This window comes from Paenibacillus sp. NAIST15-1 (genome assembly GCF_001894745.1).
Lineage (GTDB): Bacteria > Bacillota > Bacilli > Paenibacillales > Paenibacillaceae > Paenibacillus_B > Paenibacillus_B suaedae.
Map to the genome: position 1 here is coordinate 98,885 of NZ_BBYF01000006.1, position 24,215 is coordinate 123,099.

General features: G+C 47.8%; 25 protein-coding genes and 1 tRNA gene. 6 read left to right on the forward strand and 20 right to left on the reverse strand.

The window, feature by feature from the left end:
• Nucleotides 1–170 precede the first annotated feature (170 nt).
• The 13 genes from PBN151_RS15470 to PBN151_RS15520 all read right to left on the reverse strand — a co-directional run bounded on the left by PBN151_RS15470 (nt 171) and on the right by PBN151_RS15520 (nt 10,720).
• Nucleotides 171–2,540 (reverse strand): virulence-associated E family protein, encoded by a 2,370-nt coding sequence (locus tag PBN151_RS15470; RefSeq protein ID WP_072729723.1) that lies wholly within the window; start codon nt 2,538–2,540, stop codon nt 171–173.
• A 17-nt stretch (nt 2,541–2,557) separates the two neighbouring features.
• Nucleotides 2,558–3,352 carry a DUF3102 domain-containing protein gene (locus PBN151_RS15475; protein WP_072729724.1) on the reverse strand — a complete coding sequence of 265 codons (795 nt, stop codon included), beginning with the start codon at nt 3,350–3,352 and terminating at the stop codon, nt 2,558–2,560.
• Complete coding sequence (locus PBN151_RS15480) at nt 3,349–4,902, reverse strand: PcfJ domain-containing protein (protein WP_072729725.1); 1,554 nt, start codon at nt 4,900–4,902, stop codon at nt 3,349–3,351. The genes PBN151_RS15475 and PBN151_RS15480 overlap by 4 nt, the downstream gene beginning before the upstream one ends.
• Nucleotides 4,903–4,914: 12 nt before the next feature.
• A complete protein-coding gene (locus tag PBN151_RS15485) occupies nt 4,915–5,289 on the reverse strand; it encodes a hypothetical protein (RefSeq protein WP_072729726.1) in 375 nt (124 codons plus the stop codon).
• Nucleotides 5,290–5,309: 20 nt separating this feature from the next.
• On the reverse strand, nt 5,310–7,262 hold the full coding sequence (locus tag PBN151_RS15490) for a DNA polymerase (RefSeq protein ID WP_072729823.1): 1,953 nt from the start codon (nt 7,260–7,262) through the stop codon (nt 5,310–5,312).
• Between the two features lie 63 nt (nt 7,263–7,325).
• On the reverse strand, nt 7,326–7,925 hold the full coding sequence (locus PBN151_RS15495) for a DUF2815 family protein (RefSeq protein ID WP_072729824.1): 600 nt from the start codon (nt 7,923–7,925) through the stop codon (nt 7,326–7,328).
• A 96-nt stretch (nt 7,926–8,021) separates the two neighbouring features.
• Complete coding sequence (locus PBN151_RS15500) at nt 8,022–9,221, reverse strand: DUF2800 domain-containing protein (protein WP_072729727.1); 1,200 nt, start codon at nt 9,219–9,221, stop codon at nt 8,022–8,024.
• A complete protein-coding gene (locus PBN151_RS15505) occupies nt 9,218–9,634 on the reverse strand; it encodes a hypothetical protein (protein WP_072729728.1) in 417 nt (138 codons plus the stop codon). The genes PBN151_RS15500 and PBN151_RS15505 overlap by 4 nt, the downstream gene beginning before the upstream one ends.
• Nucleotides 9,635–9,719: 85 nt before the next feature.
• The gene (locus PBN151_RS31330; protein ID WP_175560727.1) at nt 9,720–9,869 is read right to left on the reverse strand and encodes a hypothetical protein; all 150 of its coding nucleotides are present in this window, start codon (nt 9,867–9,869) and stop codon (nt 9,720–9,722) included.
• 16 nt (nt 9,870–9,885) lie between these two features.
• Nucleotides 9,886–10,017 (reverse strand): hypothetical protein, encoded by a 132-nt coding sequence (locus tag PBN151_RS32300; RefSeq protein WP_265332100.1) that lies wholly within the window; start codon nt 10,015–10,017, stop codon nt 9,886–9,888.
• Nucleotides 10,004–10,195, reverse strand: a complete 192-nt coding sequence (locus PBN151_RS15510; RefSeq protein ID WP_072729729.1) for a hypothetical protein — start codon at nt 10,193–10,195, stop codon at nt 10,004–10,006. Before PBN151_RS15510 ends, PBN151_RS32300 begins: the two co-directional genes overlap by 14 nt.
• Nucleotides 10,192–10,494, reverse strand: coding sequence for a helix-turn-helix domain-containing protein (locus PBN151_RS30475; RefSeq protein WP_139295355.1), 303 nt, complete (start codon nt 10,492–10,494; stop codon nt 10,192–10,194). The genes PBN151_RS15510 and PBN151_RS30475 overlap by 4 nt, the downstream gene beginning before the upstream one ends.
• 16 nt (nt 10,495–10,510) lie before the next feature.
• Nucleotides 10,511–10,720: a helix-turn-helix domain-containing protein gene (locus tag PBN151_RS15520; RefSeq protein ID WP_072729730.1), complete on the reverse strand. Its 210-nt coding sequence runs from the start codon at nt 10,718–10,720 to the stop codon at nt 10,511–10,513.
• A 211-nt stretch (nt 10,721–10,931) separates the two neighbouring features.
• On the opposite strand from PBN151_RS15520, the gene PBN151_RS32440 reads away from it, so the two are divergent.
• From PBN151_RS32440 to PBN151_RS15535, 3 genes are all read left to right on the forward strand, one after another.
• Nucleotides 10,932–11,396: a helix-turn-helix domain-containing protein gene (locus PBN151_RS32440; RefSeq protein WP_072729731.1), complete on the forward strand. Its 465-nt coding sequence runs from the start codon at nt 10,932–10,934 to the stop codon at nt 11,394–11,396.
• Between the two features lie 21 nt (nt 11,397–11,417).
• Complete coding sequence (locus PBN151_RS15530) at nt 11,418–11,852, forward strand: ImmA/IrrE family metallo-endopeptidase (RefSeq protein ID WP_072729732.1); 435 nt, start codon at nt 11,418–11,420, stop codon at nt 11,850–11,852.
• 115 nt (nt 11,853–11,967) lie between these two features.
• Nucleotides 11,968–13,191: a tyrosine-type recombinase/integrase gene (locus tag PBN151_RS15535; protein ID WP_072729733.1), complete on the forward strand. Its 1,224-nt coding sequence runs from the start codon at nt 11,968–11,970 to the stop codon at nt 13,189–13,191.
• Nucleotides 13,192–13,277: 86 nt separating this feature from the next.
• On the opposite strand, the gene PBN151_RS15540 is transcribed toward PBN151_RS15535, so the two are convergent.
• From PBN151_RS15540 to PBN151_RS15550, 3 genes are all read right to left on the reverse strand, one after another.
• Nucleotides 13,278–13,364, reverse strand: a tRNA-Leu gene (locus PBN151_RS15540).
• 183 nt (nt 13,365–13,547) lie between these two features.
• Nucleotides 13,548–13,763, reverse strand: a complete 216-nt coding sequence (locus tag PBN151_RS15545) for a hypothetical protein (protein WP_072729734.1) — start codon at nt 13,761–13,763, stop codon at nt 13,548–13,550.
• A 79-nt stretch (nt 13,764–13,842) separates the two neighbouring features.
• The gene (locus PBN151_RS15550) at nt 13,843–14,169 is read right to left on the reverse strand and encodes a hypothetical protein (protein WP_072729735.1); all 327 of its coding nucleotides are present in this window, start codon (nt 14,167–14,169) and stop codon (nt 13,843–13,845) included.
• Nucleotides 14,170–14,428: 259 nt separating this feature from the next.
• On the opposite strand from PBN151_RS15550, the gene PBN151_RS15555 reads away from it, so the two are divergent.
• Entirely contained in the window at nt 14,429–15,076 is a 648-nt protein-coding gene (locus PBN151_RS15555; protein WP_072729736.1) for a DNA uptake lipoprotein, read from the forward strand.
• Between the two features lie 41 nt (nt 15,077–15,117).
• On the opposite strand, the gene PBN151_RS15560 is transcribed toward PBN151_RS15555, so the two are convergent.
• Nucleotides 15,118–15,732, reverse strand: a complete 615-nt coding sequence (locus PBN151_RS15560; RefSeq protein WP_139295356.1) for a DedA family protein — start codon at nt 15,730–15,732, stop codon at nt 15,118–15,120.
• 123 nt (nt 15,733–15,855) lie between these two features.
• Between PBN151_RS15560 and PBN151_RS15565 the strand changes: the two genes are divergently transcribed.
• Nucleotides 15,856–16,989 (forward strand): YkvI family membrane protein, encoded by a 1,134-nt coding sequence (locus tag PBN151_RS15565; protein ID WP_227774713.1) that lies wholly within the window; start codon nt 15,856–15,858, stop codon nt 16,987–16,989.
• Nucleotides 16,990–17,058: 69 nt separating this feature from the next.
• On the opposite strand, the gene PBN151_RS15570 is transcribed toward PBN151_RS15565, so the two are convergent.
• The 3 genes from PBN151_RS15570 to PBN151_RS15580 are packed head-to-tail and all read right to left on the reverse strand — an operon-like array spanning nt 17,059 to nt 22,911.
• Nucleotides 17,059–20,376 carry an AAA family ATPase gene (locus PBN151_RS15570; protein WP_072729737.1) on the reverse strand — a complete coding sequence of 1,106 codons (3,318 nt, stop codon included), beginning with the start codon at nt 20,374–20,376 and terminating at the stop codon, nt 17,059–17,061.
• Nucleotides 20,373–21,773, reverse strand: coding sequence for a metallophosphoesterase family protein (locus PBN151_RS15575; protein WP_072729738.1), 1,401 nt, complete (start codon nt 21,771–21,773; stop codon nt 20,373–20,375). The genes PBN151_RS15570 and PBN151_RS15575 overlap by 4 nt, the downstream gene beginning before the upstream one ends.
• Nucleotides 21,774–21,777: 4 nt before the next feature.
• Complete coding sequence (locus PBN151_RS15580) at nt 21,778–22,911, reverse strand: glycosyltransferase family 4 protein (RefSeq protein ID WP_072729739.1); 1,134 nt, start codon at nt 22,909–22,911, stop codon at nt 21,778–21,780.
• A gap of 100 nt (nt 22,912–23,011) precedes the next feature.
• Here PBN151_RS15580 and PBN151_RS15585 point away from each other — a divergent pair, with 100 nt between their 5' ends.
• Nucleotides 23,012–24,178: a GGDEF domain-containing protein gene (locus PBN151_RS15585; protein WP_072729740.1), complete on the forward strand. Its 1,167-nt coding sequence runs from the start codon at nt 23,012–23,014 to the stop codon at nt 24,176–24,178.
• The last annotated feature ends 37 nt before the right edge of the window (nt 24,179–24,215 follow it).

Consider the following 24,215-nt stretch of genomic DNA (forward strand, 5'->3'; position numbering starts at 1 on the left):
ACTTAATCTATCTATTATCTAATCTAAAGGAATTTACTGATACAACTGATACAATCGCCCAAATCTCTTGGTATTAAAGGCTTTACAACGTATCAGCAATTTATTTTTTACTGTTACATCACTGATACAACTGTTACATTTTTTGTATCAGTGTATCAGTGATGTATCATTTACTGATCGGGGTTACTGATACATCTTTCAAACACGGTTTGAAGCCCATAACCTGAAACACGCGCTCTCCCTTTCCGCTCCCGCCACCCTGGAATGCGGCGCAAGATGTCGCACACTTCTTTCGCTTCCCATGGCCGCATAGTACCTTTCTTATTCCCTAAGCACTCCGTCCATATCTGGGCTGCACACACACGGTCGCGCAGCTGCCCCTCTGGCTCGTCCGCCCATTCATCTTCAACAGGAGTTTCTAGCCATTCTTGGATAAGACCTTCACGTGGATCCGACTCCATATGTGCTGCTTGCTGCCGTTCCGCCTCCATGCGGGCTTCGCTATCCAGTTCCAAAGGTTCCCCCGCCTTGAACCAGCTCAGAACCTCCGCCCAGATTTGCCGCACCTCTTCATCGTTCAAGTGCTCCCAGTGGCTAAGCTCTGCCCGTTCCGGTACAACCTCCACGGGCCAGAAACGGCGGTTTCCGGTAGCATCTCGAAGGAAGCCCCTCGTATTCGTCGTACCGAAGAACACGCATTTCCGTGGGAACTCTGATACCTGACGATCATAGGCAACCCGATAACGGTCTTCCGTCTTCGAGAGAAACGCCTTAACCTCCTCGACTTCCGTCCGCTTCATGGCCGACAATTCGCCAATCTCGAAAATCCATCCTGATTGAAGATGTTCCCCTGCTTCCTTGTTCTCGAACGTTCGCAGTGAGTCACTGAACCACTCACGGCCAAGCTTAGCAAGTAGTGAGCTCTTACCTGCCCCTTGTGGGCCAACAAGCACAAGCATCTGGTCAAACTTACAGCCAGGGTGATAGAGCCGCGCTACAGCTGCCAGCAGCATCTTACGTGTCGCCTGACGAATGTAATGGGTATCAGATGCACCCAAGTAGGTCACGAATAGCCGTTCAGCTCGCTGCACACCGTCCCATTCCGTACTTTCAACAAATGTCTTGATTGGGTGAAAGGTATTCATATGCACTACCTCCGTGAATGCGTTCTGAATTGTCTTGGCCGAGTTAATTCCGTAGACTTTAGCGAACCAATGCTGGAGCCGCTTGTCGTCAGCCCCCAACCAAGGTTCATATGACCGATTCGGCCGTTCCTGCTTTCTCCAAGGTAATGCTTTACGAATGACTTCTGTATTTCCAAAAGCGTCATAAGCAAGCACATTACGCCAGAAGCCATGGGTTAGAATGATTTCAACATTGCCGGCAGTCGGAAGCGGTAAACCCGTCTTATGATGACAGTCAAGCTTCGTTTCCCAATCATCGCCCTCCGGCTCCTCTTCATCTTCAAAATCGGAATCGTCAGCCATCTCCGCAAATTCTGCATGCCGTTCAGCGATACTGAGCTTCTTTACTTCTGGCCGATCAGCTGCCCAGCGTTCCATGGCCAAGTGACTCGGCTTCTTAGCATCTGGCGTATGATCTTTCACTCGCTCGTCGAGATGGCCGAATTTATGAACACGGATAAGATCAAATAGGTTATAAGTGCGCCCATCCGCTGCGGGATCCGAATCCTGGTGAGAGTATGCTAGATCCTGATCTGGGTATATCTCTAGTCCATTGGCCGATGTGCCGTGTTGATATGTGTAGCGGTTTGGCATTGTTCCTGTAACGTATATATCAGAAAGGAAAGTGTCGATGCCCTCCTCGATTGTGTAAGAACGACAGAAGAGCCCAATTACGCCTTGCTTTTCCCGTGGATCCTGAGCACGTTTCCCCGTAAGCACAGGCCCGGCCTTTTCGTCTTTATGCCGTGGCCACGCCATGACATCCTGCCAATCGTCATACTGGGCAAGGATGCTATCCACTCCGAGAGACTCGCCCTCGTTAACTTCGAACACGGGATCAGCGTCCTTGCTGCAGCTTGGTAAATACATAAGTCTATGGACGTCGAAAGTCGTTTTGTCGAAGTAACCCATGCCGATCATCTCAGCCACTTTTCGGCTTGTAGCTGCGTACTCGTCTGGGCTCATCGCCCGATCAGCCGGAACAATAAGCCGATATTTAGGCTTAGCCGGGCGGTGGCTATGCGTCGAGTACACGACATAAGCTGTGCCGCCCAGTACCAGCTCCACGGTGAAGAGGAAATCATCGTCTGCAAAGTCAGCGTCAAGTGTAATCAAACTCCTCGAGTCAATGTTCTCCTTCTTCCGCCGCCCAGTCCGTACAAGCCCGCCGACAAATGCGGGCCCGTCCTTGACTTTCCCTTTCCCTGCGCTGTGCATCTTCTCGTACTGCTCCATGGTTTCGTTCGTCCGGCGTACTTTACGCAGCCGATCAACGAACTCGTCCCAAGTCAGATATTCAGGTTTCCAGTTCGTGTCGGCACGATGCTTGCCGAAACTAATGTCAAGCTCAACCATGTTTACACCTCACTCATCTATAGCCGCTCATTCATCTTGTTGATAGTTGTTCGCACAGCTCCTTTATACTTTTCATGAAGCTCAGCATCACCTTGCATTTCAGATAGAGTCGAGAGAATATCCTTGAAGCAAACCACCAAGGAATCGAATTGATATTTGAACTTAATAGTCAAGTCATTACCTGGCTGCACTGCTTTCTTCCGCAGCTCTTCGAGTTCTTTTTCCACTGCTTCAGGTATTTTCTCAACCACTGCCACATCAATCGGCTTTGCCTTAAGTTCACTTTCTAACTGCTTTATCCGCTCCCGTGACTCTTGTATCTCATCTTTAAGCCGCTGTTCCTGTTCTTCATCGAAGTCCGCCTGCGCTTCTTCCAACTGCTCATTGAGCTTCTGGAGTGCGGCGCGCTCTTTCTCCGCTGCCTTCAGCTGCTTCTCTAGCTGCTTCTTCTCCTTAATCACCTGTTGTAGTTCACGCGCTGACTTATCCTCATTCTCGGCAGCAAACTGTTCCCGTTCCTCTGTCGGGACACCAAGAAGAGCCAGCGCCTTTGTATAGCTCATATTGCCAAGCGCTTGTGAATTTGAACCGTATTCGTCAGCCAGTCGCATAAAGTTGTTCGCGGTAGATTGGCTGTATTCGACGTTCTCTTTGAGCCAGCTTCCCCATTCACCATGCGGAACTAGTTCCTTCACTTCCTTGAGCCGCTTCCCAATTTCCATCGCGCTGCGCAAAACCATTTCTCTGGCCTGAGCATCAATGCTACGAATCTCGGCCGCGATAATATCAACTGATCTCGATACCTGTGTCATACGGCTACCCCCTGGATTGCCTTAATGCGCTTCTTCTTAGTCAGCTTCTCATCGATGAATCTTTCAACGAAGGCTTTCACTTCCGGCGTCATGCTACAATTCTTTAACCCGCGGCACTGTAAGACCTTCCCGTCATTTACCTCCATCGTGTAGAAAGGTGTATCCGGTTCCGATTCTCGTCGGATGACAAGCAAGGTGGTCTTTCCGTTTGAATACAATTCAGCATAACGACCTACACAGTGGCTAAGCGCCTCCCCCTCGTCGAAGAGTTCAATGCTAGACCCGGCAAGCCGAACAAACAAACCATTATGAGTAAAGCTATACTTGCTACCTAGCTTTTTGACTAGCTGCTTGATTCGAGTGTTTACTGCTTCATCTCTTTTGATTTTTATACTTCGCATTGTTTTCTGGTGTGCAACACGTAAATCGTTTGGGAACACCACTGACTCGCTTGAGAGATCCATTCCCAGCTCCTCGCATTCTCCGAGGTAATCCTTCCAATCAGAAAAAACGTAAGATGCACTAGAATAGCGCTTTGCATCTAGCTGCTTCAGAAAATAGCGCAATATCCTTTGTAACGAGCCGCGTTTCAGAAGAGGTTGTAACCTTTCACGGTTATACCTACCTGCTCCCCTTGAGAACTGGCTAAGTTCACGTGCCTGGTCGAACGAGAAACCTAGTCCGAGCTTTTTAAAATGCTGATAACTGTGTAGTGACTCGGCGTCCCCTTTGTAAGACAACCGAAGCCATTCCTTTGCTTCTGCTTTTGTGAGTCTGAGCACTTTTTCTATTGATTTCCCATGCCAATTTACAGCCCCGTATGTCTGTCCCCCGTCCAACTTCGTCGTAATAAATCCGTGCATACCTAGCTTGGTGAGATACTCAATGCAAGGATATCGAGCTGCTAGATCGAAGAATTTAACCATATCCGTCTGCGCATAATATCCTCTGTCGAAATACCTCTCCCAAGTAGAATATTGAAATGGCGTACCGCTAACAGCACTCTTAATATTTTCTTGCGAGATGAAGCAAGCTGTTCGAATCATCGACGTTTCAAACTGTGAAATAATACTTTTTCTCTTCGTCCAACCGCCATATGCCCACTCATACAATTCACTGTTACCCGGTTCAAACAAATACATATGATTGCATCTGTATTTAGTTTCGACTTCTTGGTAATCTCCGCTATAATCACGTAAAACGTGCATACCACGTGCTATAATCGCTTTCGGATTTTGGGTAGATTTCTCGTACCACATGAAGAATGCAAAATCCGCTAGTCTCTTTCGGCTTATACCACTTGCTTTAACCGTACACTCAGAATTACATTTTGGGCATGACGTACTGTCGTTGTGCTTAAGCATTTCAGGAGTAACAAAGTTCTCTTTGCAATGCGTACAATAGCCGAATTGAATCCCCTTAACGCGCTTTACGAAGATGTACCTGCTCTTTAGCAAAACTACATTAGTAGCGTAGTCAACGATTTCGGAACTAATCTGCTGTGGAAAATGAGCCATGAATTTATCGAGCTTAGCATCGTCCTTTGTCACGTCTTAACCTCCCTACTTCAACAGATCGTCAAGATTGATATCGAAATCATCTGCAGGTGGTTCCACTGTTTTAACTGTGGCCGTCGGAGTCTCTTGGCTGGTAGGAACTGCTACTGGCGCCGACTTAATGCCGTAATATTCGAACACAACAGCGAAGCCTTCCTGCGGTGTCAGCATGGCCACGTTTCCTTTTCGCTTCTTCTCAGCAGCTTTTCGCATGGCTTCCAGACTCTTTACGATCGTCTTTTCATTGACCATAATCTTGTCAGCCTCTTTAGGATTGGACTCAATATGGTTAAGCAGGTATTGCCCTACGAACTGCACATAATCGTTATCTTTAGCTCCGGCCATTTCGGCCTGCAGCTTTGCTTTTGCTTGTTCTAACATTCCAGCTCCTCCTCCGGAAATTAGTCTTTTTGATAGAAATCACATTCAAACCCTGCTGCCTTCAACGGCAGTCCTGGCGCCCACTCAATCGGCCGCCCCATTATCTCTGTCACATGCTCCACGGATCCTGTACCGACCGGCACATCCAGAACAACCTCGTCATGAACATGCATTACGATGCGGTACCCTTCAGCGGCCAATCTCTCCATACTGACGGCCAAGCAGTCCCTGGCTATCGCCTGAACCAAGTTCTCCACCAGTCGCCCGCCATATGTACGGTGTGATGTCCATTTTTTCGTTTGCTGATCCATCCCGTCGAATACGATTCCATCTTTGCTGAAGTTCGGATCCGGCTTGACTCGTGGATTCACATACGCCAGACTTCTCCCCGATGGAAGATCGGCAAACAGCATACCTGCTTCATATCGATACTGCACACCGTGCGCCAGCTTAACGGTTGTTTTCTCTCTCACAGCAGTAATAGCTGCTTCCTCTGCTTTGTACCAAAGCTTGCGAATGTTCGGGTTTGCGTCCCTCCATTGCTTAACAAGGCGTGGGTAATCGTCTGGGTCAATCTCCTTTTTATTGTCCATAGCTGCCATGGCATTTGGCCCACCTTGGTAGCCACAAGCCAGAACTGCTACTTTACCCGGTGCGCGGTAACTATAGTTTGCATGCCCTTTGACAATAGTCTCGAAAGGTATTCCGAACATGTTCGCCGCCGTTGCTTCATATATCTTGCCGTGCCCGCGGAATACATCGAGCACCCAGTGTTCATCTGCGAGCCATGCCACAACGCGCGCCTCGATGGCTGCAAAGTCGCTGACAACGAACCGATGCCCTTGTGAAGGGATAAATGTAGTCCGGATAAGCTGAGACAGAACAAACGGTGGCGCGCCGTACAGCAATTCAAGCAACTCATAATCCCCGCGGTGTAATATCTCCCGTGCCAGCTCCAGGTCTTCAATCTCGTTCCTTGGCAGGTTCTGCACCTGAATGAGCCTTCCAGCCCAGCGCCATGTTCGGTTAGCTCCGCAAAACTGCAGCAGCCCTCTGGCTCTCTCGTCCTCGCACATTGACCGGTGCATGGCGTTATATTTGTCCACGCTGGTCTTACCCAACTCCTGACGCAGCTCCAGCACCCGGCGTGTGTCGTCGTCCGGTGCCGCGTCCAGCAACATAGGCATGTGCTCCTTTGCAAGACTCTCTGCCTCTAAGCCGTGTTTTGCAAGCCAAGCCTTGAGCTGGGTATCACTATTCGGGTTATCAAGCTCAGTCAGATCTTTGGCCTCCTGTAGTAGCCGGGCTCCGTACTGCTCAGCACAATCGATAGCAGCTTTGAACATCTCGGGATCCAACCGAACGCCACGATCGTTGATTTGCTGATCTAGTGCCCATAGATGCCACTCATGATCTGGAACAGGGAAGCGTTCCAACTTACGGCGAATCTCGCGTTCTACTACCACGTCCTGACGGCAATAGTCTATGAACTGCTGCCATTTCTCCAGATCGTGGTGAGGGTGATTCCGAGTCCTCTGCCCATTCACTTTGCTAGGCTTACACGGTACAGAGAAGTATTTAATCAGCGCCTTACCCTTAGCGTCCTTCTTTGCCTCTAACTTCAGCACATCTGCCACGCCTTCTAGGTACCCAGGAAGCCCTAATGTGAGCGCGTGAACGGATGTACATTTCCAGTGTTTTGGGTTACACACAATATTCAAATACTTACTTATGCAAGTCCGTTCAAAAGCTGCATTGTATGCCGTCTTTGTTACATCCATCCGAAGCGCATCTATGACATCTCTCGGGATGTCCTCGAATGCAGTTAGGTCAATGACTTGAACCGGATCACCGTCGAAGGCGAAACCAAACAGCAAAATCTCGAAGTCAGGTGCTTCTACATAGCGGTGAACACCACATTTAAGCAAATCGATGCTGCTGTATGTCTCAAGGTCAATCTGCAGAACTGTCACTCTCTCATCTCCCATAACATTATTGAGAAAGGGGACTCATTGCTGAATCCCCCTAAGAATGTGCTAGTTCAAGAAATCTTCCTCATCGTCAACGTCGACATCAATGTCGAAATCCTCGTCGCTGAAGTCATCGTTCAAGCTACTACGGCCGCCCAGGAAGTCCCCATCCTGAACCTTGACTACATTATTAAGACCAGCAGCTACACCGCGATTCCCCTTCGCATCGAACGGATAGAAGTTAAGCGAAACTTTGGCATAGCACCCGCTGTAAACCTCCGTCGTGTCTGTAATCTCTTGGAATTTGGTTTTACCATTGCTATCCTTACCGATCGGCTTGGCGATACCAGGCTTGTTCTTCGAAGTGGCATTCAAGAAATAGTGACCAGCATAAGCCTCATCATCTGGACGCTCATCATCACCATCACGAAGCGGTGTCTTGCAGTTGGCCGGAACCTTTCCGCCCCATTTACCCTTGCCGAGCTCCTTCGCTGCATCAACAGCCGCTTTGATCTTGCGAAGAGTCTCCTTGTCGCTCTTTGGAATCAGAATGGCTGTGCTGTACTTCTCATCGCCCCCATCAATGGATTGCGGTTCAAAAACGTGAGTATAAGAAAGACGTACCTTTCCCGTGATTACCTTTGTTGCTTGATTGTCGATTGCCATTTGAACATTTCCCCTTTTCGTTGTTTTATAACTTCCTACATGCCATTTGCCTGAAGACATCATGTCTACGTGATAATCTGCGATCTCACCCATTAGCTACACCTCAAATTCCACGCTAGAAAATTCATCCTCCAAGCTGTTCAGCTCAGACCGCGGATCAGTTTCAGGAACAAGTACCGGCTTGCCTGGTGGCTTGATAATCAACTCACCGATAAGCTTCTCTAGGTCTTTCTTTCCGATTCGTTTCTCCAGTTCACCAATGCCGTAAAGCTCCTGCGGTTTAAGGTACTTGTCTGATTCCAGTTTTGCTGCTCTGAAAGTAGACCACGCTGCGTCCTTATCGGTGATTATTCTATTAGAACGCCCCTCGACTAACTTCCAATGAGGGATACGCTTTCCGCTCTTGGCCTGTTCAAAGGCGTACTCGGTGATATCCTTTGCCCAAGCCTGCAGCTGTTCAGCAATAATCAGAGTCGCACCGATTTCTTCCGGTGAGAGCAACGCCGGATCCTTGAACTCATGCGCCAACGCCTTCATGTTCTGATCAGCACGGGCACGGCAATTGCCTTTCACCTTACACCAGCGGCAATGACTACCCGGATTAAACTCACCCTCGCCAGCAAAGGCCAGCGCTGCTGCAGGCTTGACCACATTCTCAGCCCACTGCAACAGATCATCGACGGTTACAATATCTGTACTGACACTATCAAGGCGTGGCTGTACAATGGTCATGCGCACTTCTTGTATGCCATACATCCAGTTATAAGCGGACCAGGCTCCGAGGCCGTACAAACGAAGCTGAGGGTTGTTAATCGCACTGACTGGAACTCCTTTTCCATATTTGAGATCGATGATTTCCAGCACTCCATCTGATATCAGAACCACGTCTCCTGTGCCGTAGCCCTCTGGTACCCATTCCGTAAAATCCAGACGTTCCTCCAGCATCACGGATGCGTCAGAACTACGGGCTTTGGCTTCCATGAATCTCTCCTCAACAATCTCCACGTACCGCTGGACAGCGCTCTCCATCTCGGCGTTGTAGTACGGGTTAGTGGACATGAAGAGCTGCAAGGCTGTAGCAAGATCTGACCGTCTTTTAGAGTTGCAAGGGAATATACTGCGGCTGAGCAAGAGTTCTGAAAGCTCGTGCGCTGCTGTTCCCTCGTCTGCGTACTCGCTGCGCTTATCCGCGATGTACTCACTGAGTCGGGCGCTAGGCGGGCAGTTTATCCAACGATCTGCCCCGGATGCACTCAATAAGGCGTGAGCTCGTTCTGCATGTGCTGGCTGTGTCATAGAGCTTTCAACCGTTCTAGGAACGCAACTCGCTTCTCCTCCGGTACTTCGGAAAGAGACTTGCTCTCAAACTCGTCTAACAGTGCCCTAATGGCCGCCTTGCCGTCGGGCGTCGCTCCCTTCTCCTTCCCTACGGCACGCAAATCTTCAAAGGTCGGTATATCCTCACCAGTGCCCTCACCAGTAACCTCAGCAGTCGACTTGTCTTTCGTTTTTTCAACCGATTCAGTTTCCTTCGTTGCTTCCGGCTTTGGCTCAGTTTTAGTGGTGCGCTGGCGCTTCGGCTTTTCTTCTTGCACAGGAGCAGCAGCAGTTACAGTGTTGACCGCCCCTGTGAATGCTGTTGACAGTGCTGCAAATTCCTCAATGGCTTGACCGGCATTTTCACCCGTTATTTGAATCATGACTGGCATGTATAAGTCCTCCTTGTAATTGGGTATGAATTAGTGATAAACTTGCTTTGAATTCAGACTAAATTTCTGCAGCTCCTCGCGGCTCCTACCCCGCTTGGAGTTGTTTTTCGTTTTTGAGCCTGCTTGCAACCATTCGATACTGCCTACGGTACATTTGGCGCGTTCGAACCGATTCAGACGACATGGCCAACACAAGCAAGTTCATACAGACACTCAGTCGTTTCGCTTGTGGCATCCTCTCTATCACCTCCCTATTGGAATCTAAAACCCAACCTCTCAGCCTCGACAGACGCCCAAGCCCAGAACGGATAGTACGCCGGATCGATTGCCGATTTACAATAAACGTCAGCCAGATGATCCAGGAGCTTATCAGGAATCTGCATTCAAATTCTCCTTTCCAGCAATGACTGACTTCACCTTCGCTTGCTGAATCATGCAGGGAACAGAACAACATAAATCACGCCCCACTTTCCAGACACGCTGCCCGAACATGATTTCTGATTTACATGGTGGACAGTAGTCGATTACTTCCCTAGACACTTGATCCAGAACTTTACTCATGCCGTTTCCTCCCTCCAGCCTTTATAGGTCTTACGATCTTGTTCCCTCCCCCAACGATCAAGGGCATCGGTGCTGAAAAATATCCGCCTGCCTACGCGTCGATGAGGAATTTCTTGTCGCTCGCATAAGGCGTACAGTGTTTTAACTGAGATAGGATCCTCTTCACTACTAATGTAAATCGCGGCTTCTTGAATGCTCAGTGTCCGATCTTTGCAGCCCAGTTCTTCCCGAAGACGTTTTTCAGCAACCGCGACTTCTTCAGCAACAATAGAGCGGATAGCTTGTTCTAGTGCTGTCATACTAAAGATCCCCCTCCTAAACAACCTTAAATAGTTGTCTGAATTCAACATCAGGGAAGGCACTAACTAGACCAGCGATAAATTCATTTCCCGGAGAACGCTGACCGCGTATTACTCGGTAGACTTGTACCTTAGTAAGTCCGATCTGGTCGGCTAAGTCCTGCTCCTCCCACCCCATTTTTAGCATCAAGTCTTGAACAACAGGATTGTTAAGAACGACTCGCATGGGATCAACTCCTTTCTGTTACCTTATGGTATTAATAGTAAACTACTGATACCAGAAGGTAAAACCTGATATTTTACGTAATTTGGGCTAATACGGCCAAATTCACGGGATATCGATAACTTTTACCTTTTGGTAACACTTTTTCTTTTAATACCTTTACCTTTTGGTTGTTTTGGATTATATTAATTACCAAGAGGTAATGAAAAGGAGAATGAATGTGAGTGACTTTGGGGTATATCTCAGAAAACTTAGAGAGGAACGTGAACTTGGAGTAAATCAGCTCGCTACAATGTCAGGGGTTAGTAATGCTCAAATTTCTCGCATAGAAAAGGGATCAAGAAATGCACCAAAGCCTGAAACAATTGAAAAGTTATCCAAAGCTTTGAAGGTTCCATATGAAGAAATGATGAGTGTAGCAGGCTATATAAAAGACGACCATCAAGTTAAAGAGGATAAGCCCCCTTACTACGCTCTCTCACCAAGTGATGAATTAGATATTGCAAAAGAGTTAGAAAAAATAATGCAGAACCTTGAATCAAATGAAGCATTAACATTTTACAATGAACCGATGGATGAAGAGACAAAAAGACTTATGCAAATTTCTGTAGAAAACTCACTTAGAATAGCGAAAGAAATGGCAAAGAAAAAGTTCACGCCTAAAAAATTTCGGGATTAAAAGCGTGATCGGGGGATCAGAATGGATTTCATAAAACGCACCGTATCCCGGTTAACCAGTATCCATAAAACAAATGATCCATTTGAAATTGCTTCACTCCGGGACATACTGGTTTTTTACGAGGATCTAGGGGAAGTTTTCGGATACTACAATACATTTAAGCGAATTCACATGATTCATATAAACCAGTTTCTTGATAAAAACGTTCAGCGTTTTGTAGTAGCCCATGAGTTAGGACATAGCATACTGCATTCCAAAATAAGCACACCATTTATGAAGCAGTACACCTTATTTTCTGTTGATCGAATTGAACGGGAGGCTAACAGATTCGCGGTTGAAATGCTTCTGCCAGATGACTTACTACTGGATGGATGTACATTGTATGAAGCCGCCGCCATATGCGGAGTGCCTAAGGAAGTAGCACGCTTAAAAAAACTACCTAGGCGATTCTATTAAAAGCTGAAATCCCATACATACCTTTTTTTGAAGAACCTTCGCGCTCTCCAGCCGAAAGGCTGTTTAAATATACCTATTAACCGAACATACGTTCTGAGAAAGGAGAATAATTACAATGGCTAAGGGGAGTATTGAACAACGAGGAGAAAATTCATGGCGTTTAACTGTCGATCTAGGTACATTACCAAATGGGAAACGTAACCGCCAACGTAAATCAATCACTGTAGATGACAAAAAAATCCTTCGTTCAACACGTAGACTTAACGAGTATTTGGACGATCAACTTGCATTATTTAAACAAGAAGTATTGTCTGGTGAGTACATAAAACCCGACAAAATGATATTTTCACAATTTATTAACTTGTGGAAAAAGAAGTACGCGGAATTCCAATTAGCAGCCAGCACAAGAGACGCCTACTACAACCATATAAGAAATCACATTGAACCGCGCTTCGGCAATAAGAGAATGACCGAAATTAAAACCTTGCACGTTGTTGATTTCATTGCAGACTTGAGAAAACCTGACGCTCGTAAGGATGGTAAGGGAAAACTAAGTGATCGAACCGTACAGTACATTTATGCCGTGATGCAAAATTTATTTACTATTGCAGTAAAATGGGAGCTAATTAAAAATAACCCCCTGGAGAAGACAGATAGACCAAAAGCAAAGAAGGTAAAAGCAAAATTTTATGAGTCTGAGGAAGTAACAAAAATAATAAATGCCCTCTATAAAGAACCGGTCCATTGGAGACTCATGATGTTAACTGCAATAATCGGAGGATTGCGACGCGCTGAGTTGGTAGCACTACGATGGTCGCACGTTGATTTTAACCGCAAACAAATATTTGTGGAAAAAAGCATCCCTCTTAAACGTAAGGGCGTTAATTACGAAAAGGGTACCAAAAACGATGATGAGAGATATGTCGATATGCCGAACTGGTTAATGGATGAATTCAAAGACTTTAGAAAGGAGTGGTTAATTCAAAGAGAGGCGACAGGAGACAAATGGAAGGCTGAAGAAAGTGAATATGTCTTCCACGCAGGTTATGGTACACCTTTTTATTACACCCACCCTACTGCATGGTGGAAGATGTTTACCCAGCGGCATAAATTCAGCTATTACAGTCTGCATAAGCTCCGCCATACATCTGTTACGGTATTGATTGAAAAAGGAGCATCTATCAAATCGATACAGGAACGAGTTGGACATAAACAAACTCAAACTACTACCGATATTTATGCCCACGTAACAAAGAAACTAAGTCGTGAAGTAGCTAATTTATTTGATGAGCTAGATCCCGCGAAAGAAAATTTCCGTCCCCAATCCGTCCCCAATTAAAATTTAGGCTAAATGTACGCTCCATTTAAAAGTCCCGGAAAAACAAAAAAAGCCTTATGTAGCAAGGCTTTCCGGCTTTTAAAATATGGTGCGGCCAAGAGGACTCGAACCTCCACGTCATTGCTGACACTAGAACCTGAATCTAGCGCGTCTGCCAATTCCGCCACGACCGCATATTTAATTACTTCCGATTGAGTCGCTAAGTTGTTTTCCTGGCGACAAGGAATATAATATCACGTCATTATAGGATCGTCAACACTTTTATAAACTTTTTGCAAGGATATCTTCTTATTTCTGCTGCAAGGCAGCTGGCAGGTTTCCCTCCCCGCTGCCTTGCAGTATTCCAGTTTATCCGATCAAGTCTCAGGGACTGTTCTTGGCTCATCTGCAGGTTGAATCATATAGCTGCGACTCAGCTTCACAACACGCCGATTCCGCTTGCGAATCATGACATACTCATCATCCCATGCAACCACGAATCCTCGAACATCATTCATCTCCAGTATGTCCCTAATGACTCTGACAAATGTTCCTTCCACTCGATAACGATCAAGCTCCGCTTCCTCCATCATCGTGTACTTCACACCTCCGCTATGTACAACATGCAAGGCCTGCCATCATAGCAGGCCTCGCACATACGCATGCTTCATCTCAATAGCCCACATGTTCCTTCGTATCGTTCGTTTCAAACCAATAGTCCAATACCTTGGCAGACATGACACGCTTGTTAATATACGCAACTTGTTGCGCGGTAAATTTCCCTGTCCAGCCCACCTGCAGCTGATCGCACAGCTTTACGATCGTCAGCAATTCTGACCAAGCGACATACCTTTTGTACCAGAAAAATTGAGGGTGTTCGATCATATACGGGTACAAATCATCGAATTCCGTGTGTTTGCATGCTAGTGCCCGTTCAAAATGGTTTTTAGCCTCCGTCACTTTTTCTTCCAAAAAGCGAGCCGTTCGTTCATCCACCATCTGCGTTGCCCCCTCTCACCATCTTATCTTTTATTATATGTCAAAGTGGTGAATGGAGAAAAGCAGACAATTCTTTTCATCAACTGAAACTAAATGGAGCTTTGAAGCGTCTAACTATATAAGAGGGTTATTTTTGCTTATTTTTTATTATTTACTGTTGATAACTAGTTCATAACGTCCAAATTGGCAATTGATTCAAATTCCGTATATAGGGTAATATGTTCTAGGCCCGTCGCGAGGCGGTAGAGGAGGATTTACGATGTGGCGATCTACTCGGCAACGCAGTATAACCATTGTACTGGCCGCAGTCATGATGACGTGGCTGCTTCAAGGATGCACCTCACAGGAGCACAGCATCCCCCCAATTGAAACGGATACACCTTATTCGCACCAGAAAGATTCTCAGGTGAAGCCAGATGAACGCAAGCCTGTAGGGAAACAAAACGAGAAAACCGAAATTGCATCACCAAAGAGCCAATCCTCTCATAACGGTGATTCTACATATACGGATCAAGCTTTTGATCGTGCACACCCTCAATTGAAAGGCATTGTGCTCGCTTCGAACAATGCCGCAGTTAAGGAGCTATGGGGAGAACCTGAGGAGCATTATGTCATGGATGATACCGATCCAATTGACGTGTATCAATACGAAGGCTTCTCTTACGGATGCAAGCAGGATGGGCGAATCATATTTGTTGAAGTATCTGGCGAGGATACCTCGACAGGAATCCAGGGCTTAACAATTGGAGACAGTGAAGCTACCGCCTCTAAGGTGCTCGGACGTCCAGATCATGATACAGATTATGTGTGGAGCTATGAATTAAAGAACTGCTTGTTGAGACTTGATCTGGATCCGACGACAAACAAGATCCAAGCAGTTAAGCTATTTTCCAACGAACGCGTATAATGGACTCTATAATAAATAAAACGCCTTGATTCCACGTGGAGTCAAGGCGTTTTATTGGTTCGCATCCGATAACGAATAATAAAGTATGTGATAGTGCCTCCTACCGCAAGCACTAGAAGACCACCAAACAGAATCGGGTTCCCCTTCGAGTGAAGCCATCGCACCGCATCACGCCAATGATTTCCCACAATATGTCCAATCGTTAGAAATGTAGCCACCCACAATAATGCACCTGATCCAGCCGCAAAAAGATAAGTTGTCCATTTCATTCTGGACATCCCCGCCAAATAACAAGTCAAATGACGAAGTCCCGGCACGAAATAGCCGAACACAATACTCCAACTTCCATATTTCTGAAACCAGCGCTCTGTTCGTTCAACTCGCTTCGGCGTCAACTTCAACTTCTTCCCGTACCGATCCAGCAAGGGCTTCCCCACCCGACGACCGACTATATAACTGATGAACATCCCGGTCATACTCCCCGCAAGACAGACAGCGAAGGCAGGTGCGTATTGAAATGGGCCATTTACAGTCAAGCTGCCTACAAAGACCATCAGCGTCTCATCCGGTACAGGGATGCCGATGATGCCTAGCGCAAGCAACATAAATAAAGCTATGTATCCATAATTGGACAGCGCCCACATGACTGTCTGCACCGTAAGCCCCCCTCCCGTAATTCGATATCTATTTTATCATAACCATGCAGTCATGTCCGAACCTACTTGCTCATATTTTATAGTAATGCGTACAAGCCTGGCTGGCAAGGAGGCGTCTTAACGTTGAGAAAAGCAGTGTTAGTTATGCAAATTGCATTCACGTATATTGGAACCGTCGTGGGGGCAGGGTTTGCGACCGGACAGGAAATATTGCAATTTTTCACAGCTTATGGGTGGTGGGCTCCCTTTACCATCGCATTGTCGACAGTGCTGTTCATCTGGCTGGGCACGAAGCTGATGCTCCTGTCTCATGACATCAAGGCTCGATCCTATGAGGACATTAATCGCATGCTGTTCGGAGATCGGATTGGCGGAGCAGTCAGTCTATTCACGATGGTCATTATTATTTGCGTCAATAGTGTAATGCTGGCAGGAGCAGGATCCGTGTTCGTGGAGTATTTGCATTTGAATTACCAGATTGGTCTGCTGCTTACATTGGTTAGTTCCTATTGGTTCGTCAGCCGGGGCATGGGCGCCATCTTGAAGCTGAACTCCATCGTCGCACCTACAATGCTTACGTTTACCTTGTTCATCATCATTCATACCATCCAAATGCCAAATGCTGCTCAAGCGCTAACGCTGAGCACAGACAAGGCCTTCTATGCAGCATGGAGTGCGCCGCTCTTGTATGGCGCCTTTAATTTAGCAATGGCGCAAGCAGTTCTCGTCCCGCTTGGAGCTTCGATGCCGAACAAAAGAGTGATTCAACTTGGGGGCATTATCGGAGGCTTACTAATTGGATTAATGCTGCTTTCCGGACATTTTGCGTTGGCTGTGTACATGCCCGGTATTACGCAATTCGATATTCCCATGGGCCATATTGCATCCGGACTTGGCGTATTCATTCAATTGATTTATGTCATGCTTATTTTTTCCGAGATCTTTACAACCTACGTTGCCGATGTGTATGGGATTACCCTGCAGATGCATCAACGTACAGGAATTCATCCGAAGCTCCTTATTATCATGATCATGCTATTTTGCTTTCTGTTCAGTCAATTCGGCTTCAAGCCACTGGTATCTCACTTGTATCCAATATTTGGAGTGTTCAGCCTTGCATGGATATACCTGCTAATTCGTTCATCTGGACAGCGTCCGACTCATACTCATCGTCCGCCGACCGACGCTCCATTTCCTGCAGCGCTGCCATTGCAGCCTGCACGTCAGAAGCATCCAACTTCTCCGCCTGAGAGCTAACAACAGTGAACCTTATATCTAGGTGCAAATAAGGCGCAGTCCCTCTACTGGAGGGAACCGCGCCTATGCTTAAGAGCTATATGCCAATCGTTGCATTTCAATCAACCGCACTTCCGGCAATTCACGCTTTATCAAATCAACGACATGAGGATGGCAAGTCGTCATCATGACATGATGCGAATCGGAGAGCGCAATAAGCGCCTTCGCTGCCAATCCTAGCCGTTCCTGATCGAAGTTGACTAGAATATCATCCAGCACAAATGGCACGGATGCCCGGTTCGTTAGCGCTTCTGCAAGCGCAAATCGAATAGCCAGATATACCTGCTCTGCAGTTCCTCTACTGAAATGGTGACTCCATACTACCTGACCATCCGGCCTTGCCAGCGCGATCGTCTTCTCACCGAAGGGAATCAGCACGCGAGTATATCGCCCAGCACTCATCTGCTCCATATAATGGGCAGCACGTTTCAGTACAGCAGGCTGTTTCTCCTCCTCATACAATCTGCGAGTATGCAGCATGAGTGTCTTGGCAAGCGCCAGAATTGCATAACGGGACGCTTGCTCGTCAAGCTTCGATTCCTGCAGCGCAATTTCCTGGTGATGGGAAGCCCCCTCCACCTCTTGCTTCAACCTCTCCAGCTCCTGCTCCAATCTTCCCTTGCGTCCTTCCAGCTCTCGAATCCGTGTATCCAGCTGTTCCATTTGACGTGCGATGGAAATACATCGCTGCTCGAGCTCACGTCCATCATACTGAATCAGCAGTTCCTCCATTGGTCGAAATGCCGTGCGTTCTCCTCCGCGATACAGCACTGCTTCCAGCTCCCGAACCTGCCGCTCCAGCTCAAGCTTATAGTTGTACGCATCAGCACAATGCAGCAATTCAAAACCAGTGTTCACACCGGCTTCCAGAAGAAGCTTATTCATCGTCTCCTGCATCTGACTGGCATGAATGTGCTTCTCCTTCCACTCATCATCTAAGGAACTGCTGTGAAGCAACAATTGCTGATATTCCTGCTCGATAGCCTGTTCACGCTCGATTCGCTCCAGCAGACGGAATAATCCACCTATCATTGATCCTGTCAGAAGCTCCACGCCCTCATCATGAGCAGCGACTCCGTATTGAAATACAGCTTCAGTTCCTTCTTTCCACGAACCAGTGTCATTCGCCTTCATCGCTTGTTGAGCTCGAGTTGTGATCAGATGCTGTGCGGTATGCAGCAAGCTGTTGCAATCCTGCTCGAACAATTCCAGCTGGCCAAGCAGGCGCGCATGCTTCACAGCCGCGCGATGACGCTGCTGCTCCACTTCTTCGGCTTGTTCCCACCTTCTGCAATGTTCCTTTACACCCGCAGGGGTGAGTCGTTCTGGAAGATTCTCTTGATCGAGCCATGCATGCCAATCGCGTAGACGCCCTTCTTCTTTCTTATGCGCAGCATCCAGTTCCGCTGTAAGCAGTCGACAGCGTCGTTCAGTCACAATCACCGTCTCATACAGAGAACGACAGCGTTCTTGTACATGTAATCGTTCACGATGCCAGGCTCCAACCTCTTGCGCAGTCCTTCTTAGTTCATCGATGCCAGCATCGGGTATACTGCGTGCTGTGCTAGAGAGATAGGGCTGCAATAATTGACGGAGCGCCTCAGCATGCACACGGATTGCATGTTCCAATCCATCTTGCGCACTCTCGCTACGCGCCATCACATCCGCTTTGTCTGAAGAATGCGGTGGAGATTGTGAAGATACATATGCCATTACAGCGGTAGCTGCTAGGCCTACCAAGGCAATGACGAGAGCCATTAGCCATTGCTGTGCCATCCACCCGAGCCCGGCAGCCAGCAGCACTACACCTAATCCAAATCCATAGATAATGCGGGAGTGCGCAAACTTCTGCGGACGCGGTGCATTGCGGTTCCTTCGAGAATAGAATTCGTTATGTACTCGTTCCGGTGTAGGAACATGCTCCTTGCCGTCACTTGAAGCATTCCACACCCGCACCGCATCTGCTAATGATTGCTCTGCGCATGCGATATCTACTGCGCTTCCCTCGTTTGGGGCAAAGCCACTGCCATTCACTCCAGCCGTCTCACAGCGTTTGAGCTGCATCTTGGCATCGTCGTACTCTTTGGTCGCAAGCTCTGCCTCACGGACTGCATGTTCCATCCCGGCTTCTGATTGCGCGATTGCGAGACGACACGAATCCGCACGTCTCTCTGCCAACTGTGCCTGCTCCAAGTAGGAGGAAGTCTTGCTCGCCAGCAGCATCTCCGGTGTCCATGATGAATCCGTCTGACGAGAGAGCCGCCATAATTCAGCTTCGGCAGCATTGCATTCCACTTCAGCCTCTCCGGCTGCTTCTCGCCAATGTTGGACGGTATCCGTCAACTGCGCAAGCCGGCGTGTCTCCGACTCCAGATCTAGCAGCTGTTTGAACGGCTCCTTCCCTTTCTTACGGTCAGCTGCTGCTTGCCGCTTCTCTTCGATTCCTCTGCAAGCAGCTTCCGTATCATCAAGCTTCCGATCAAGCTCCCGCCACTGGGCAGCAAGCTCAGGCAGCCTTATTGACAGATCTGTCGGCTGTTCATCCAGCTCTTGCTTGGCGGCTATATAGCGAATCCACGTATCGGCCACACCGCTTGCGCGTTCAGCCTTAGCCAGTTCCTCCCGTTGTACAATTCGCTGCTCTACACACTGATTCAGTTCTAGCTCTATTCGAGTCAACTGCTCTTCTAACTCACTTAGCTTTCCCGCATGACGATGCGCTTCTCGCTGAACTCGTTCTAGCTTGTCCATCGTATGAAGGGTCTGGTTGATCAACTGATTGCGGCCCCTCGGCCGAAACAGTCCATCCATCGATTGCTGCAGCCAACGCTCCGCCTCAGTTATCCCTCTGCCGCCATACAGCCCTGTATCATATAAATAGGCCCCAACCTCGTCATCCTGCAGCGTTTGCAGCTCCTGCAGCTCATCTAGTGTTATGCCAAATAAGCGGCAGAAGAGTCCCGCATTCAATCCCCCTAACAGTTCATCCTCCAATTGAGATTGGCTGATATCTATCAGAACTCCTGTTGCAGACACCTTACGGATACTCGTATGGAGTGAACCATCCCGCTCCCACCGCTCAATCGTCCATTCGGCACCACTTTGATCGAGCACGCTCATCCGTCCCCCATATATAGCCCCTTCGATCGGCACATATCGGGTATGACTGCTTCTCCGCTTCGGCAATCCATACAGCATGTCCCGAATAAAATAGGTAATCGTACTCTTCCCTGCCTCATTAGGTCCATAGAGCAGCGTAATCCCCATATTCGAACCGCGTTCCGCAAGCGGGATTACCGCATCACGGAATCCTCCATACCCCATAAGGTGAATCTGTAATATTTTCATGGACGCTTCACCCCGCTCTGGAGCCACTCAACGGCTAACAGCATCGCTTCTCGCACCCATTCCTCCTGTGTCTCGCTGGATTGGGAGGCAAGCCAATTCCGCAAGCGTGGCTGCTGCAGAAGTGTCTGCAATGCTTCCTGAATCAACGCTTCTCTAGCTGTATCATGCTGTTGTGCCTGACTCGCTATTCGGATCAAGTCTCCTGGGAAGGTATCAGTCGCCTCCCACTCCTCAATATCAATATCAGGTGTACAGCTGATGCGAAGTGCGATTGGCCACAGAATCCCTGACACCTCTTCATAAGAAGCATGGTCAAGCTCTTGTGCTTGCCATGCTTCCCTCCATTGTTCGGTGAAGGATTCCTGCTGCAGCGAGGCATACAAGGGCGTTCGTCCGGTCAGTTCCACACGAATCAGCGTTAATCGCTCCCCCTCTTCACCTTTCCAAGCTGCCATCTTCTCATCAAGCAGCTGCATGATAGATTGAAGTGAACTTATCCCACTAACATCGATCTGCTCCTGACGCCAGCGAACCGTGTCCAATGTTTCGAATTGCAGGTTGACATCACCAAGCTCATTCACATTAACCAGGTAGCAGCCTTTCGCACCTGTTTCTTTTACATGCCTGCCTTGTGTATTGCCGGGATATACAATATAAGGAGATTCGTGCAGGACTTCTCTCTTATGAATATGGCCTAGCGCCCAATAATCATATCCCTTTTCCACAAGCTCTCTCTTGGAGCATGGTGCGTAGGGATCGTGTTCTACACTTCCATCAACCGTTCCATGAAGCAGACCGATGCGGAACAGTTCATTAGCTGCAACTGTCTGTTGACTCCTATGTGTGCTCTCCTCTACGCTATCTGCATGCACCGTACATTCCTCATCCGTGGAAAGGCCTTTCCCCGCTTGCACAGCATTCCTTTCAGGACGGCTGGGATACATCGCTGCCAAATTCTCGTAAACTGCCATGTCTGCATAAGACATGCCGCATATAACCGCTACCGGCGAGGCATTCTTATTCGGAACAATAACGGCTTGTGGTTTATCCGTAGGGAAAACGGTCACATTGCTTGGCCACTCCCACTTCACCTCGCGATGAAGTGGATCGTGATTCCCATGAATGATATACACGGGAATCTGCTTATCCTGAAGCTGCTCCATCCCCCGCTGAAGCCTCCACTGCGCCTTAAGCGAGCGATCTCTGCCATCGTATAAATCACCGCTTATGACAACAAAGTCTACCTTCGCACGAATTGCTAACCGTACGAGATTGTCCCAGGCAGCGAACGTTGATTCCTGAACTTCTCCCTTCAGCTTATCCGGCAGAGCTTGTAGTCCGCGGAAGGGGCTATCAACATGCAGATCCGCCGCATGTAGAAAACGAAACGGAATCAATGCCTCACCCCCGCTTCAATTGATAATGTAAATATTTGCGCTTCAATTCATTCACGATACGTGTTAGCGAATAAGTTTGCTTCGCCTTTGCCCACGCAGCCCGCGCAAGTTCATAGCGGAATGATCCATCCATCATCGCTCTCTCCAGCGCATTACAGAGCGCAGTCGGATCATCAGGCGGTACAAGCAGTCCATTCACCCCGTCTTCAATCTGCTCTGCTATCCCGCCAACATTCGTTCCAATAAGAGAAAGCCAGCATAGCGCCGCCTCAGCGAATACAGAACCGAATGCTTCTGCCCGCGACGGTAATACGAAAATATCGAAGAACGGCATAAACTCCTCGGGATGAAGCATATAGCCATAAAATATCGTCTCATCATATATAGACAGCTCCTGTGCGAGCTGCTCTAGATCCTCCCGAATCGGCCCATCGCCGATAATATGAAGTACATAAGCATGACCCCGCCGCTTTAGCTCTGCACATGCCTGCAGCAGTACATCGAGCCCTTTGGCAGGAACTAAGCGGCACATCGTGATGAGTTGAGGCACTGCATTATCATGGGCGATCGGCTTGAATCGCTTCTCATCAAATCCATTCGGCAGAACCTCTATTCGATCCGCATCATGAACATAAGCCTTCAGATACGTCCGGAAAGAATCGGACACCGTCATCATCTCATCCACTTGAGATTCCAACTCACGGTATAAGGATGTTAGAAATTGATGCTCCGGTCCATTGGGTTCAATCTTTCCATTTAAGATGAGCTCTTGTTCAAAGCTAGAGTGAACGGTCATAATTACAGGTGTATCCGGGTACAACTGCTTCATTACAAGCCCTACAATGGGATGATGTGCATGTATCAGATCATAGCGATTCGTAAGTCGCAGCTTCGACCACCAGACATAGTCGCGATACGTTTGAACATATTTCTGCACAATCGAACTATCCCCGTACTGCTTCCAATCGAAAGTATGAAAATGGACTTCTTCCTGCCCTTTGCCCCGTATTCGCTTCGGCAGCGAAAAGATCTCCATCTCCCAGTGGGGCGATTGAAATCGATCAAGTATATATGGAATCATGGAGGATACCCCTCCAGGCTGTTCAGGCGGAAAAAACAATGCTTGCAAAATATTCATGCGAGCGCCTCCTTCTTGTTCGCGCTTTTCGCCATTCAACCTTTATGATATATTAGAACATATGTTTCAGTAAAGAACCTTCCCAATGGAGCTGTCATTCATGACTCATTTGGCTAATTCCCTTTCTGAAGTGAACAATGTGATGGGATCAGTGTCTTCCTGTATCCTTTACATTACATTTATTATGATTCTGATGGCGATTCGTCTTTATATCCGTCAGCGATCACCAGCATATATTTTGCTCGTTATCTCCTTATTCCTTATGGCGGCGGAACGTCTGATTGATGTGATTCGTCTGCCATTGCTGGAGTGGAACCCTCATATTTATAACTGGTTTGTCGGTGGCGCGACCTTGCAAGCGTTTTCCTTTGTTCTCGTGAACATGGCGATATACCGGCTCTACAAGAGGCCTACTCGAGGATATCGGGTTCGCTTCTCAGCAATGCTGCTGGTCATCCCAATTGCGACGATGCTGTCTATTCCTTTTGACACGAACATCACACCTACCATCGCTAACGCATGGCCACTGCTGCTATATCTTATGTTCGCAACGCTGTTTTGTTATGTGTGGGTAGCACCCAGAATCGGACAGCGTATCACTTATATATGCAGCTTAGCAGCTTACTTTGCCACGATTTTGCTTACATCTATGAATGCCTTGCTGTTTACATACAATAACAATCAGCTGTTCCTGTTGGAACGGCTACTCCCACTCGCCTATTACTCCCTATTGTTCTTCATCTTGTTCGAGCGCGTGGTCGAACTGCTTCATATGACTTATCGCACTTCCATTACGGATGGGTTGACAGGTCTATTCAATCGAAGACATATTATGAAAGTGATGCAGCAATATATCCGCAACGAGTACAAAATTTCATTTATTTTTTGCGATATCGACAACTTCAAGAAAGTCAACGATACATATGGTCATGATCAAGCAGACGAAATCTTGAAGCAAGTGTCTCTGATTATTCGGGAAGAGGTGGAGGACTATGGCGTACCTGGCCGATTCGGAGGCGAGGAACTAGTGGCGCTGATTACGCATCGCAATGCCCGTACCGAGCAAATCGCTGAGGCAATCCGGCATCGCGTAGAACAGGAGACAACGGTAACCCTTAGCATCGGTCATAGTACGCTGCGCAAATATATGACTTCAGATGATATTGTACGAGAAGCGGATCAGGCGATGTACTATTCCAAAACTCATGGCAAAAATCTAGTCACAAATTATCTCCATATCCAGAAAGCCTCGGGCAACATGTCCTAACAATAACAACGCCTTCTCCTGCATCTCCATGCAAGGG